The sequence below is a fragment of the Actinophytocola sp. genome, from assembly GCF_036378875.1.
In the GTDB taxonomy this organism is placed as follows: Bacteria; Actinomycetota; Actinomycetes; order Mycobacteriales; family Pseudonocardiaceae; genus Actinophytocola.
On sequence record NZ_DASUVO010000044.1, the window covers coordinates 41221 to 54520 of the forward strand.

At 68.8% G+C, this 13300-nt stretch carries 17 protein-coding genes; 11 read left to right on the forward strand and 6 right to left on the reverse strand.

What is annotated here, in order from left to right; genetic code table 11:
• Positions 1-14: 14 nt before the first annotated feature.
• On the forward strand, positions 15-422 hold the full coding sequence (locus VF106_RS11115; protein WP_330839545.1) for a DnaJ family domain-containing protein: 408 nt from the start codon (positions 15-17) through the stop codon (positions 420-422).
• Between the two features lie 1067 nt (positions 423-1489).
• Here the strand turns inward: VF106_RS11115 and soxR are convergent.
• Positions 1490-1951: a redox-sensitive transcriptional activator SoxR gene (soxR, locus tag VF106_RS11120; RefSeq protein WP_330839546.1), complete on the reverse strand. Its 462-nt coding sequence runs from the start codon at positions 1949-1951 to the stop codon at positions 1490-1492.
• A gap of 86 nt (positions 1952-2037) precedes the next feature.
• Between soxR and VF106_RS11125 the strand changes: the two genes are divergently transcribed.
• The 6 genes from VF106_RS11125 (at position 2038) to priA (ending at position 6278) form a co-directional block, all read left to right on the forward strand.
• Positions 2038-2712 (forward strand): thiamine pyrophosphate-binding protein, encoded by a 675-nt coding sequence (locus VF106_RS11125; RefSeq protein ID WP_330839547.1) that lies wholly within the window; start codon positions 2038-2040, stop codon positions 2710-2712.
• Entirely contained in the window at positions 2709-3590 is an 882-nt protein-coding gene (locus VF106_RS11130) for a transketolase family protein (RefSeq protein ID WP_330839548.1), read from the forward strand. Before VF106_RS11125 ends, VF106_RS11130 begins: the two co-directional genes overlap by 4 nt.
• 94 nt (positions 3591-3684) lie before the next feature.
• Positions 3685-4266, forward strand: coding sequence for a polysaccharide lyase family protein (locus VF106_RS11135; protein ID WP_330839549.1), 582 nt, complete (start codon positions 3685-3687; stop codon positions 4264-4266).
• Positions 4241-4882 carry a fibronectin type III domain-containing protein gene (locus VF106_RS11140; RefSeq protein WP_330839550.1) on the forward strand — a complete coding sequence of 214 codons (642 nt, stop codon included), beginning with the start codon at positions 4241-4243 and terminating at the stop codon, positions 4880-4882. The genes VF106_RS11135 and VF106_RS11140 overlap by 26 nt, the downstream gene beginning before the upstream one ends.
• A gap of 9 nt (positions 4883-4891) precedes the next feature.
• Positions 4892-5521, forward strand: coding sequence for an imidazole glycerol phosphate synthase subunit HisH (gene hisH / locus VF106_RS11145; protein WP_330839551.1), 630 nt, complete (start codon positions 4892-4894; stop codon positions 5519-5521).
• A 13-nt stretch (positions 5522-5534) separates the two neighbouring features.
• Positions 5535-6278, forward strand: coding sequence for a bifunctional 1-(5-phosphoribosyl)-5-((5-phosphoribosylamino)methylideneamino)imidazole-4-carboxamide isomerase/phosphoribosylanthranilate isomerase PriA (priA, locus tag VF106_RS11150; RefSeq protein ID WP_330839552.1), 744 nt, complete (start codon positions 5535-5537; stop codon positions 6276-6278).
• Here the strand turns inward: priA and VF106_RS11155 are convergent.
• The 4 genes from VF106_RS11155 to VF106_RS11170 form a co-directional block, all read right to left on the reverse strand.
• Positions 6262-6642, reverse strand: coding sequence for a PPOX class F420-dependent oxidoreductase (locus VF106_RS11155; RefSeq protein WP_330839553.1), 381 nt, complete (start codon positions 6640-6642; stop codon positions 6262-6264). The two genes, priA and VF106_RS11155, sit on opposite strands and share 17 nt — an antisense overlap.
• Before the next feature lie 100 nt (positions 6643-6742).
• A complete protein-coding gene (locus tag VF106_RS11160; protein ID WP_330839554.1) occupies positions 6743-7477 on the reverse strand; it encodes an ABC transporter permease in 735 nt (244 codons plus the stop codon).
• A complete protein-coding gene (locus tag VF106_RS11165; RefSeq protein ID WP_330839555.1) occupies positions 7474-8199 on the reverse strand; it encodes an ABC transporter ATP-binding protein in 726 nt (241 codons plus the stop codon). Before VF106_RS11165 ends, VF106_RS11160 begins: the two co-directional genes overlap by 4 nt.
• 88 nt (positions 8200-8287) lie before the next feature.
• Positions 8288-8860, reverse strand: a complete 573-nt coding sequence (locus VF106_RS11170) for a TetR/AcrR family transcriptional regulator (protein WP_330839556.1) — start codon at positions 8858-8860, stop codon at positions 8288-8290.
• Between the two features lie 49 nt (positions 8861-8909).
• On the opposite strand from VF106_RS11170, the gene hisF reads away from it, so the two are divergent.
• Both hisF and hisI read left to right on the forward strand, forming a co-directional pair.
• Positions 8910-9671, forward strand: coding sequence for an imidazole glycerol phosphate synthase subunit HisF (hisF, locus tag VF106_RS11175; RefSeq protein WP_330839557.1), 762 nt, complete (start codon positions 8910-8912; stop codon positions 9669-9671).
• On the forward strand, positions 9668-10006 hold the full coding sequence (gene hisI, locus VF106_RS11180; RefSeq protein ID WP_330839558.1) for a phosphoribosyl-AMP cyclohydrolase: 339 nt from the start codon (positions 9668-9670) through the stop codon (positions 10004-10006). The genes hisF and hisI overlap by 4 nt, the downstream gene beginning before the upstream one ends.
• Before the next feature lie 525 nt (positions 10007-10531).
• Here hisI and VF106_RS11185 read toward each other — a convergent pair.
• Positions 10532-11140 (reverse strand): TetR/AcrR family transcriptional regulator, encoded by a 609-nt coding sequence (locus VF106_RS11185; RefSeq protein WP_330839559.1) that lies wholly within the window; start codon positions 11138-11140, stop codon positions 10532-10534.
• 92 nt (positions 11141-11232) lie between these two features.
• Here VF106_RS11185 and VF106_RS11190 point away from each other — a divergent pair, with 92 nt between their 5' ends.
• Both VF106_RS11190 and VF106_RS11195 read left to right on the forward strand, forming a co-directional pair.
• The gene (locus tag VF106_RS11190; protein WP_330839560.1) at positions 11233-12774 is read left to right on the forward strand and encodes an anthranilate synthase component I; all 1542 of its coding nucleotides are present in this window, start codon (positions 11233-11235) and stop codon (positions 12772-12774) included.
• Positions 12775-12820: 46 nt separating this feature from the next.
• Positions 12821-13291 carry a Trp biosynthesis-associated membrane protein gene (locus tag VF106_RS11195; RefSeq protein WP_330839561.1) on the forward strand — a complete coding sequence of 157 codons (471 nt, stop codon included), beginning with the start codon at positions 12821-12823 and terminating at the stop codon, positions 13289-13291.
• Positions 13292-13300 lie beyond the last annotated feature (9 nt).

Sequence of the window (13300 nt, forward strand, 5' to 3'; positions counted from 1 at the left end):
CGCATCATGGAGGCATGACCGACAGGAAGCCACCAGGGATGCCGGTCGAGCACTGGGTCGACCGCCAGATCCGCCTGGCCCAGGAACGCGGCGAGATGGACAACCTCCCGGGCGCCGGCAAGCCACTGCCGAAACGCCAGGGCGGCGCCGTCGAGTGGGTGCTACAGAAGCTCCGCGACGAGAACCACGACACGAGCGTGTTGCTACCGCCGTCGCTCGCCATCCCGAAAGAGGTGGCGGCACTACCCGAACGCCTGGCCAAGCTCCGCGACGAGCGTGAGGTCCGCACAAGCGTGGCGGACCTCAACAAACGCATCCTCGCCGCCCACCGCGGTCCACAAGTGGGCCCACCACTACGCATGGGCCCACTGGATGTGGAAGAGGTAATCCGAGAGTGGCGAGCTAACCGAGCCCAAAGCTGACCGCCCCTGTTGCCCTCCGGCCCCACCCGTCGGCAAACAAGACGACGAGGTCAGCTACTCGACGGCTTGTCCGGACAGCCAGCTTCGGTCCAGGTCGCGATCAAGTCCCGGCTGACGACGGTGAGCGATCCGTCGAGGAGCCGATCTCATGGCTGCATCCGTGCTCGTGGGGCAGGACCTCATCCAACGTGACCGCACCGAAGCTGGCCCAGTCGGACTGGGTGTCCGTGTCGAGGCTGAACTGTTGACGTCCACATAGCGAATACTCAGGTCTTCTTCGTGCTTCCAGCAGTGGTGGCGGAAGCCAAGTTGCAGCCACTCCTCGCCAGCGGTTGCTCCGCGCAGCAGCGTGTCGGGCGAGAGGTCCTTGACACACCGCCGGCTGAAGAAGTCGTAATGATCCGGATCGGCAGCGAACGCCCGCGCGCCACGCGGAAGAGCGCCGGCCAGCGTGGGCAACAGACCAAGATATGCATCAGGGTCAAGGAGGTTGCCGGTCGCGGTCGCTTCCACCCTGACGTGTTTCATTCGCTGTTCAACCTCTCCGCTGACGCGACCACAGCGCACCGACTCCAGTGGGACTACTGAGGACCCAGACCGCGCGCCTCGCCTGCGGGCTCCCGCCTACCTCCACCGGTTCGGCCCACCGAGCCTCAGGCGCCAGGAACGCCGGTTGTCCGGGATAGCCAGATCGTCGCACGCCGGTCAGTCGTGCAGCCACCAGGTCCAACGGCTCCGACCCGCGTGTTCAATTGAGTTGAACAAAGTCAGTCGGGTGCTTGAACTGTTGAACTCGGCGGTCGGCATTGTTGGACACGCGGGTCCTGAGTGTTGGACACGCGGATGCCGGGCGTTGGACACGCGGGCTTGTCCACAGGCGGTGGTGCGCGGTGCCCGAAACCGTCGGTGCACGTTGGTAGCGTGGAAATCGGGGGACCCCCTGGCGCACGAATGGACCATTCGCGCGGGTTCGGTGGGTGAAACCGTTCCCCGTTGCCGTTCTCACCCGCTTGACTGTCGGGGGTCGCCCGTACGCTGGAAACCGGGGGCCGGAGGCCGCCGGGGGCTCAGATTCCGCCCTCGGTGGCCGCTTTCAACCGCGGCGCCCCTGGCCCGTACGCCGCGAGCAGGTCCTCCTTGTTGATCAGGTGGCACGACTTCAGCGACAGGCACCCGCACCCGATGCATGCCGTCAGCCGGTCACGCAGCCGCTGCATCGCGTCGATCCGGGCGTCCAACTCGCCGCGCCACACGTTCGACAGTCGCGCCCAGTCGGCCTTCGTCGGGGTGCGGCCCTCCGGCAGCGTCGCGAGCGCGTCGCGGATCTCCTCGAGGCTCAGCCCGACTCGCTGGGCGGTGCGGATGAACGCGAGCCGCCGCAGTACGGCACGTGGGTATTTCCGCTGGTTACCGGCGGTGCGCTCGGACTGGATCAGCCCGCGTTCCTCGTAGAACCGCAGCGCCGTGTGTGGCACGCCGCTGCGCCGCGAGACCTCGCCGATCGTCAGGTGGTCGGGCAGTTTCGACACAGGTCCCGACACTACTCGCGACCTCCACCTAGGTCGAGGTACTCGGGCTTGACCTCCAGTGTGCTCGAAGTCGCATTCTCGTCCGCATGACGACGACCGCTCTCGACCTCGCCGGCCTGTTCCGGCGCATGACCGGCGACGAGAAGCACGAATGGGCCGCCGCGTCCACATTGGACGTTCTGTGGGTGCTCTACGACCGCGTGCTCGACATCTCGCCGGCCACCGTCGACGACCCCGACCGCGACCGGTTCCTGCTCTCCAAGGGCCACGGCCCGATGGCGTACTACGCCGTCCTCGCGGCCAAGGGGTTCCTCGACCCCGCCACCCTCGACGACTGGACCACCTTCGCTTCGCCGCTCGGCCAGCACCCGGACCGCACGCTGGTGTCCGGCGTCGAGATCGGCAGCGGCTCCCTCGGCCACGGCCTCGCGCTCGCCGTCGGCACCGCGCTCGGCCTGCGTGCGCAGAACCGCCACAAGCCACGGGTTTACGTGCTCGTCGGCGACGGCGAGCTGGACGAGGGCAGCAACCACGAGGCCATCGCGCTCGCGAGCCGGCTCCACCTCGACCGAATGACCGCCATCGCCATCGACAACGGCTCCGCGAGCCACGGCTGGCCGGGCGGCATCGCCAGCCGGTTCGCCGTCGAGGGCTGGCACGCGACCACCGTGGACGGTCGCGACCACGACGCCCTGCACGCCGCGCTGACCGCACGCCACGACGGTCCGAAGGCCGTGGTGGCAACGATTCGGGAGGGATGACGATGCGACAGACCTTTGTGGACACCGTGACCGCCGCGCTCGACGACGACCCACGGCTCGCGGTCGTCACGGCCGACATCTCCGCCGCCGCGTTCGCGCCGGCCCGCGCCCGTCACCCGCACCGCGTGCTGAACGTCGGCATCCGCGAGCAGGCGATGGTCGGCGTGGCCGGGGGACTGGCGCTCACCGGTATGCGGCCGGTCGTGCACAGCTACACGCCGTTCCTCGTCGAGCGCCCGTTCGAGCAGATCAAGCTCGACCTCGGGCACCAGGACGTCGGCGCCGTGCTCGTCAGCATCGGCGGCTCCTACGACGACCCGGTGTGGGGCCGCACACACCAGGGCCCCGGCGATGTCGCGCTCCTCGACACCCTGCCCGGCTGGACCGTGCACGTTCCCGGCCACCCGGACGAGGTCGCCGCGCTCCTGCCGGCGGCGCTGACTGGCGACGACCGCGTCTACCTGCGGCTTTCCACCAGGCAGAACAGTCACGCGCACCCCACGACCGGCGGGTTCACCGTGGTGCGTGCTGGCGGTCGCGGCACGGTCGTCGCGGTCGGCCCCGTGCTCGACAACGTGCTCGCCGCCACCGCCGACCTGGACGTCACCGTGCTGTACGCCTCGACGGTCCGCCCGTTCGACCGCCACGGCCTGCGGGCCGCGGGTCACACGGACGTCGTGCTCGTCGAGTCCTACCTGGCCGGCACGTCCGCCCATGAGGTGACCGCCGCGTTCGACGACGTGGGACTCCGGCTGCGTGCGCTCGGAGTCCGCCGCGACATCGAGGTGCGCGCGTACGGAACGGCAGAGGAGCACGATGCGGTCCACGGCCTCGATCCGCAGGGGATCGCCGCCGCCGTCCGCGAATTCATCCGATGATTGATCGTTCTGGTCTAGACCAAAGCGCGATCTTGGCGTACCGTGGCCGGGTGGCCACGGTTAGTTAACCTGCCTTCCTGATCGGGGTACGCCAATGAAACTTCTCCCCAGCCTGGGCGCGGCCGTCGCGCTCATGCTCGCCTCGGCACTGCCCGCCGCCGCCCAGGTCGAGTCGGGCACCTGGACGTCCTACGCGCCGACCTTCAGCGTCCAGGAGCGCGGCTGCGGCGACGTCAACAACTTGACTTTCACATTGACCTGCTCGACATCGAGTGGTGACCAGCGCGCCGAGCGCCGGTACGCCACCTACTCGAGCGGCACGCGACAGTTCCAGGGCTTCTTCCGGATCACCAGCCAGACCGGCACCCGCATCAGTCTCAAGCAGACGTTCCACGGCGGCGCGTACTTCATGCTCGCCGTCGAGCGCGGCGGCCGGCTCTACGCGGTCCACGGCGGCGACACGATCGCCACCGGCGCGACCGTGGGCACCACGGTCCGGGTGAACACCGTCCACGTCGTGGGCGGCGAACATCGGACCTATATCAACGGCTCGCGCAAGCACACCGTCGACAGCGAGGGCGGCGACTTCTACGACAAGTTCGGCGCCTACCGCACGAACAGCGGCGCCGGGCCGATCACGGTGGTGTGGAGTGACATTCGCTTCTGGCGCAAGTAGGGCGGCGGTACTGCTCTGCGTCGCGGCGGGTTGCTCGCCGGCCGCCACGCAGAGCATCCAGTTGTCCAGCGAACTGACGGGCGACGACGTCACCCTGACGTGGGAGGGTCAGCGGGGTGACGTCGTCGTCGAGTTCGCCACCGAGGTCGACGGCCGGTACACGGTGCTCGACTTCCTACCGAGGTCGCGGCACCGCTACCTGCACCCGGACCTGATGCCGGCGACCACCTTCTACTACCGCGTTCGCCCGATCGAAGGTCCCGCGTCCGATGCGGTTTCCGCCGTGCCGGCAACGGATCGTGTCGAGGGCGAGGACTGGCTGGTGCCCCGGACGGTGCCGGACCCGCTCGCCGCGCCGTCGCCCGGTGGCACGCCGTCGAACCTCCGCGTCGATTCTGTCGGTGCGGACGCGCGGCGACTCATGTGGACGGACAACTCGACCGACGAGGCCGGGTTCCTCATCGAACGCGAGGCCGGCGGTGAGTTCGAGGTCGCGTTCGTGGTCGACCCGGACGTCAACTACGCCGGCCTGACCGGCGAGACCTCCGACACCTTTCGAGTGCGCGCGTTCCACTATGGGGAAATGTCGAACGTCGTGTCGGAGCTGACCCCGTAACCTTGAGGGGTGGCAAAAGTCGTCGTACTGGATTACGGATCAGGCAACCTGAGGTCGGCCGAGCGCGCGCTGCGCCGGGTCGGCGCGGACGTCGAGGTGACCAGCGACCGCCATGCGGCCCTGGAGTGCGACGGCCTGGTCGTGCCCGGTGTCGGCGCGTTCGCCGCGTGCATGGACGGACTGCGCTCGGTGGCCGGGGAGCGGATCATCGGCCAGCGCCTGGCCGGCGGCCGGCCGGTGCTCGGCGTGTGCGTCGGCATGCAGATCCTGTTCGAACTGGGCATCGAGCACGGCGTGCGCACCGAGGGCTGTGGCGAGTGGCCTGGCACCGTCGAGCGGCTGGACGCCGAGATCGTGCCGCACATGGGATGGAACACGGTCCGCGCGCCGGCGGACTCGGTGCTGTTCGACGGTCTCGACGGGTCGACGCGGTTCTACTTCGTGCACTCGTACGCGGTCCGTCAGTGGGAGCTGGCGCCGGAGCCACCCATGCCGGCCCCGAAGGTGACATGGGCGACGCACGGCTGTGATTTCGTGGCCGCGGCTGAGAACGGTGCGTTGTCGGCGACCCAGTTCCACCCGGAGAAGTCCGGCGACGCGGGTGCTCACCTGCTCACGAACTGGTTGAAGAACCTCTAGGTACGCTGCGCGCGTGACGTTCACGCTCCTACCGGCAGTCGATGTGCGCGACGGCAGTGCCGTTCGCCTGTTCCAGGGTCGGTCCGGCACCGAGACCGGCTACGGCGATCCGCTGGACGCGGCGCTGGCCTGGCAGGAGGCAGGCGCGGAGTGGGTCCACCTCGTCGACCTGGACGCGGCCTTCGGCACGGGCGACAACCGCGCCCAACTGGCGGAGATCGTGACCCGGCTCGACGTTCAGGTCGAACTGACCGGCGGCATCCGCGACGACGCGTCCCTGGAGGCCGCGCTGGCCACCGGCTGCGCACGGGTGAACCTGGGCACCGCCGCGGTCACCAACCCTGCGTGGTGCACCGAGGTGATCGCGTCGTACGGCGAGCGCGTCGCGGTGGGCCTGGACGTACGCGCCGACGATTCGGGCGGTTGGCGGGTGGCCACGAAGGGCTGGACCGAGGACGGTGGCGACCTGTGGACGGTGCTGGCTCGGCTGGAGCAGGACGGCTGTGCCCGGTACGTGGTCACGGACGTCAGCAAGGACGGCACGCTGAAGGGCCCCAACCTCGAGCTGCTACGCGAGGTGTGCGAGCGCGCGAAGGCCCCGGTGGTGGCCTCCGGCGGCGTGTCCAGCCTCGACGACCTGCGAGCACTGTCCGCCCTGGCCCCGCTTGGCGTGGAGGGCGCGATCATCGGCAAGGCGCTGTACGCGGGTGCCTTCACGCTGCCGGAGGCGCTGGCGGCGGTCACTGATCAAGCGTGATCGCCAGGCAGACGGTGCCATCCTTGCCACGGAAGAGCTTGCTTGACCCGATCACCACCCGCCCGGCGACGCCGTACTTCTTCCGCAGCACCTGACGCCCCCGCTCGGTGTCGTCGTGGTCCAGGATCCGCGCGGTCCCCTTGAGGGTTTCCCCGCGCGGCTTCCCCCGCGCGTCACACGCGGTCAGCTCGACCACCGGGTTGTTCCGCACCCGCTTCACCTTGCCGGCCGAGGCCTGCGTCCAGACGATCAGTTCATTCCCGTCCCGCCCGACCCACACCGGCGTTGGCACCGGCGTTCCGTCCTTCCGGAACGTGGTGACCAGGAGATAGCTCCCGCGGCCGAGCCGCTCGAGATCCGACATATCCGGAACAGTACCCACGGGTAACTGTGACGGCTCTCAGCGCAGACCCGCGAGATCCAGGTCCACCGTGAACGAATCCGGAGTGGACGAGGCTGTGCGGTCAGGGAGTGCGGCGCCGAAGTGTCGCGGCGCCCAGGATCAGGGCCAGAACGCCGCTACCAGCGACGATTACGAGATTCCGCGTGAGTACCCCATCGAGTTCATTCGAACGTGTGACTGATTCGAGCGCGTCGACGGCATACGATAGTGGCATCACGTTCGACAACCACTCCAGCACCGGGGTCATCGACTCCCTCGGTGCGAACAATCCACAGAGGAGGACCTGGGGCATCACGATCGCCGGCATGAACTGCACTGCCTGGAACTCGGTGCGGGCGAACGCGCTCGCGAACAAGCCGAGTGCGGTGCCGAGCAGTGCGTCCAGCGCGGCGATCAGCATGAGCAACCACACCGAGCCGTCGATCTCCAAACCCAGCCAGGTCAAGGAAATCCCGGTGGCCACCAACACCTGGAGCACCGCGACCACGCCGAACGCGATCGCGTAGCCGAACAGCAGGTCGAACTTGCCGATCGGCAACGTCATCAGGCGTTCGAGGGTCGCCGTCGTGCGTTCACGCAGGGTGGTGATCGACGTGACGATGAACATGATCGCGAACGGGAACACGGCGAGCAACGCGGGCGCGGCCGCGCTGAACGCCTGCTCCGTGTTGAACACGAACCGAAGGAGGACCATCAGCAGCGAAGGAACCAACACCATCATCGCGACCGTGCGGTGGTCGTGTCGCAGCTGGGTGAGGATGCGCCGGGCGGTGGCCAGCGCGAACGTCATGTTCATGCGAGTGCCTCCTGTTGGCGGACAAGCGTGAGGAACGCCTGCTCGAGATCGTGCGCGCCTGTGGTCGTGCGCAGGGCTTGGGGTGTGTCGTCGGCGAGGATCCCGCCGTCGCGCATGAGCAGCAGCCGCTCGCACCGGGCGGCCTCGTCCATCACGTGGCTGGACACGAGCAACGTGACACCGCGATCGGCCAGCGTGCGGAAGAGCGTCCACAGCTCCTCGCGCAGGACAGGATCGAGTCCGACGGTCGGCTCGTCGAGCACGAGCAGCTCTGGTCGCCCCAGCAGTGCGACCGCGAGGCTCGCGCGGCTGAGCTGCCCGCCGGACAGTTCGCCGACGATGTGGTGGGCATGCGTGCCAAGGCCGACCTCGTCGATCACGCGAGCCACGTCACCTGCCGGCGCGCGTAGAACCGAAGCGAAGTAGCGCAGGGACTCGCTGACCGTGAGATCCGCGTAGACGGACGGATTCTGTGTGGCGTAACCGATCTTGTCGCGCAACCGGGGACTGCCGGCGGGCTCGCCGAGCACGGTGACGGTGCCGGCCTCCACGATCTGCACCCCGACAACGGACCGCATGAGCGTCGTCTTGCCACAACCACTGGGCCCGAGGAGCCCGGTAATAGATCCGCGAGGAACCGCGAAGCTGACGTCGCGCAGCACAGTGCGCGCTCCTCGCCGCACAAACAGGCCATCCACGATGATGGCGCTGGAATTAGCCATGCGTTTAATTCTGCGCCTGTTGAACTCTCGAGTCAACCCGGAAAGGAGTCGCACATGCTCTGTCGAGGTGCCCGGCCGACCGCGGTGGTCAGGGGGTGAGGTAGCCCTGGATGACCGGTCCGATCAGGTCGACCACCTCGTCGTCGGTGGCTGAGGCCATCGGCTCGGCGGACAGGACGTAGCGAACCATCGCGAGGCCGAGCATCTGGGAGGCGGCGGCGGTCAACCGCAGGAGCGGGAGGTCGAGAGCGGCGGCCATCTTCGTCAGCACGGCGGTCTCGAGGAACGTTCGCAGCTGCCTGGCGACCTCCGGACTGGTCGCGACCGAGCGAAGCAGCGCCAGGAACGGGGCGCGGGTCTCCGGCTCGCGCCACAGGCCGAGGAAGAGCCGCACGACGCGCTCGCCCGCCCGCTCGCGGGGTCCGTCCAGGATGGTCTCCACCAGCGCGGACGGGTTGAACGGCAGGTTGAGCGCCGCGACGAACACCTGGTCCTTCGAGCCGAAGTAGTGGTGCACGAGCGCGGGGTTCACGCCGGCCTCGGCGGCGATGCCGCGGATCGTGGCACCGCCGTAGCCGCGTGCGGCGAACTGGTTGCGGGCCGCCGCCAGGATGTCCTCCTTGGTCTGGGTCTGCCCCGGTCGCCGGCCGGTCCGCGCCACATCCGCTCCTCTCTTCGACCGCAAGTATCCGCCACGTAGGCTCGACGGCATGTCAGTAGCGGTCCGGGTGATCCCCTGTCTGGACGTCGACGCCGGGCGCGTCGTCAAAGGTGTCAACTTCACCAACCTGATCGACGCGGGCGATCCGGTCGAGTTGGCGCGTGCCTACGACGCCGAGGGCGCGGACGAGCTGACGTTCCTGGACGTCACGGCGTCCTCGCATGACCGGGAGACCACCTTCGACGTGGTGCGCCGCACCGCCGAGCAGGTGTTCATCCCGCTGACGGTCGGCGGTGGCGTGCGTGAGGTGTCCGATGTGGACCGGCTGCTGCGGGCAGGCGCCGACAAGGTGTCGATCAACACTGCGGCGATCCTGCGGCCGGAGCTGCTTTCCGAGGCGTCGCAACGGTTCGGGGCGCAGTGCATCGTGCTGTCGGTCGACGCGCGCCGGGCGCCGGGCACGCTGTCCGGCTTCGAGGTGACCACGCACGGCGGCCGGAAGGGCACGGGCATCGACGCCGTCGAGTGGGCCGCACGCGGGCAGGAACTCGGGGTGGGGGAGATCCTGCTGAACTCCATGGACGCCGACGGCACCAGGGCCGGCTTCGACCTCGAACTGATCCGCATGGTGCGCGCCGAGGTGGACGTGCCGCTGATCGCCTCGGGTGGCGCCGGTGACGTGGCACATTTCCCGCCGGCAGTGGCCGCCGGTGCCGACGCGGTGCTCGCCGCCAGCGTCTTCCACTTTGGACAACTACGCATCAGCGAGGTCAAGAACGCGTTGCGGGAAGCGGAAGTGGTCGTCCGATGACCACTTTGGACCCCAAGATCGCCGACCGGCTCAAGCGCAACGCCGATGGTCTGGTGTGCGCGGTCACGCAACGCCGAGGCACCGGCGAGGTGCTGATGGTCGCGTGGATGAACGACGAGGCGCTGGCACTCACACTGGAGACCCGCCGAGCCACGTACTTCTCGCGCAGCCGGGGCAAACTGTGGGTGAAGGGCGAGACCTCGGGACACACCCAGCAGGTACACGAGGTCCGCCTCGACTGCGACGGCGACACCATCCTGCTGGTCGTCGACCAGGAAGGCGCGGCCTGCCACACAGGCGCATCAACGTGCTTCGACGAGGACCGCCTGCTCTGACGGGACCCCGACGGACCGGACCGGCGAGCACACAGGCCCGGCCGGTGCGAGGTATGCCACGCGCAGGAAAGAGGCCGAGCACAGGTCAACGCGCGCCGGACGACGGGCACGCCCCCCCGGATTCGAGGTGACCACGCACGGCGGCCGGAAGGGCACGGGCATCAGACGCCAGCGAACACCGAGCGGATTCAGGCCCCCGGCAAGGTAGGCAGGCGCACGAGTGTCCCATTCGCTCGAACTCGCGTGAGAAAGTTGTCCACAGGGGGCCGCGACCTGGGGTTTTGTCTTTGTCGGTTGGTACGATGGCCTCGGGGTGGCCCCCCGGGTATGGGTGGGGGATGCCTGCGCAACCATCTGTGTTGGCGTTGATCATGAAACCGCTCAAGCGATGTCGGGGCCGCGACATTCGCTGGCCAGGACGACATCACTGAGGCAGTGGCGCTGCGCTCGGCGGGGGAAGCAGACGGATCGGATGGGGCTACTCCCTGGGGGCCGTTCAGTGACCCTGCCGGAAAGCCCAGCCACCTAGTCGATCTTTCCGGTGATGTAGCGCTGGAACGTGGGCGCGATGGCGGCGACCATGGTGTCGATGTCGGCTGACGCGAGGGGTTCGAACTTCACCACGTAGCGGACCATGCCCATGCCGACGATCTGGGTGCCGACCAGGGTTGCCCGGAACTCGTGGTTGTCCGGCGCCAGCTTGGCGATGACGTGCGTGAAGACGTGCTTGAAGAAGAAGTCCTTCAGTGCCCTCGCCGCCTCCTCGTGACTGGTGACGCTGCGCATGAGCGCGGTGAAGATCCCGCCCCTGGAGTTGTCCCAGATGGTCAGGAAGTTACGCACGATGGCTTCGCCGATGTCGTCCGCCTCGACGGCTAGCAGGCGTTCGACGACGTCCTTCGGGTTGAACGGCAGCTTGAGCACCGCCTCGGCGAAGAGGCCTTCCTTGCCGCCGAACCAGTGGTTGACCATCGCGGCGTCGACGCCTGCTCGGGTGGCGATCGCGCGCACCGTGGCGCCGTCGTAGCCCTGTTCCACGAACACCTCGCGGGCGGCGTTGACCAGCGCCTCCCGCGTGTCCGCCCCGCCGGGACGGCGCCCTCGCCGCCGGGTCGCTTGCGTCTTCTCCGTCACACCACCATCATGCGCGAGGCAGCAAAATTTTTCAACGTTAGATGAATTCAGGGGGTGCCGGCCGACCAGGACCGGACCGGCAGAATGGACGAATGGTCAGTGTGATCGAAGCCGCCGCGCCCGCCGTCGGGCTCGGGGTGGTCAGCCCGTCGCGGGAGGAGTTCCGGCAGCTCGCGGTGGACCGGCGGGTCATCCCCGTCGTGCGGCGCGTGCTCGCGGACGCCGAGACGCCCGTCGGGGTCTACCGCAAGCTGGCCGCTGGCCGGCCCGGGACCTTCCTCTTCGAGTCGGCCGAGAACGGGCGCTCCTGGTCGCGCTGGTCGTTCGTCGGGGTCCGTTCCGCCGCCGCGCTGACCGAGCAGAACGGCGAGGCCGTCTGGACCGGCACGCCGCCGGTAGGGCTCCCGCAGGGCGGTGACCCCATGGCCGCGCTCCGCGAAACGGTGCAGCGCCTGCACACCGACCCCCTGCCCGGCCTCCCGCCGCTGACCGGCGGCATGGTCGGCTTCATCGGCTACGACTCGGTCCGCCGCCTGGAACGCCTGCCGGACCTGACCACGGACGACCTGCACCTGCCAGAACTGGTAATGCTCCTCGCCACCGACCTGGCGGCACTGGACCATCACGAGGGCACGATCACCCTCATCTCCAACGCGGTGAACTGGGACGACAGCCCCGAACGGGTGGACGCGGCCTACGACAACGCCCTCCGCAGCCTCGACGAGATGACCCGCGCGCTGCACGCACCGGCGCCGGCGACGGTGGCCGTCTACGAGCGGCCGAAGCCCGAGTACGTGCGCCGGCGGACCCGGGAGGAGCACGTCGCGGCTATCGAGGTCGCCAAAGAGGCCATTCGCGCGGGTGAGGCCTTCCAGGTCGTCCTCTCCCAACGGTTCGAGATGACCACCGACGCCGACCCGCTCGACGTCTACCGCGTGCTGCGGGCCACCAACCCCAGCCCGTACATGTACCTGCTGCGCCTCGACGGCTTCGACATCGTGGGCTCCAGTCCCGAGTCGCTGGTCACCGTGCGCGACGGGCAGGCCACGACTCACCCGATCGCGGGAACTCGGTGGCGTGGCGCGGATCCCGACGAGGACGCACTGCTCGAGAAGGACCTCCTCGCCGACGACAAGGAGCGGGCCGAGCACCTCATGCTCGTCGACCTGGGGCGCAACGACCTCGGTCGCGTCTGCAAGCCGGGGTCGGTGCACGTCGTCGACTTCTTCCGCATCGAGCGCTACAGCCACGTCATGCACATCGTGTCCACCGTTACGGGTGAACTTGCCGAGGGCAGGACCGCCTACGACGCCGTCGCAGCGTGCTTCCCCGCCGGCACACTGTCCGGCGCGCCGAAACCTCGTGCGATGGAGCTGATCGAGGAGTTGGAACCCACCCGCCGCGGCCTGTACGGCGGCGTGGTCGGCTATCTCGACTTCGCCGGCGACGCCGACACCGCCATCGCCATCCGGACCGCGCTCATGCGTGACGGCACGGCCTACGTCCAGGCCGGCGGCGGAATCGTGGCCGACTCCAACCCGCTGGCTGAGGACGACGAGTGCGTCAACAAGGCCGGCGCGGTGCTCGCCGCGATCGCCACCGCCGCGACCATGCGCCCGGCAGCGGATGGCTGAACGTTCCCTGGTGCGGCAGGAAGAAGCCGAAAGGAGGCGGCCCCCCGTGAAGACCCGGCGTCCACTGTGGATTCTCGCGGTGTTGCTGCTCGGCACGGCGGCCGCGCTGTGGGGCGCCACCGGGATCAGCTGGGTGGACACGGGCAGTGCCGGTGGCACCGGTGGGCCCAGCTTCACCGCGATTGCCCTGCTCGCCCTGGCCAGCCTCGCCGGCGTGTTCGCGGTCGGCGGCTGGACGCGCCGCCTTCTCGGCGCGATCGTCGTGGTCGCGGGAGGTTTCGTGTGCTGGCGCGCCGTGTCGACGGCCGGTGAGTTCAACCTGTTCACCGGGCGGGGACTCGCGTTGCTCGGCGGCGTGTTGTTCGTCGCCGCCGGCGCGTTGATCGTCCGGTACGCCCGCGACCTGCCGACCATGGGCAGCCGGTACCAACTCGCTAACACCGAGCGCAGGTCCGGCGACAGTGACAAGGACATGTGGGACGACCTGTCCCACGGCGAGGATCCCACCAGGGAATGAGCCCCGAAC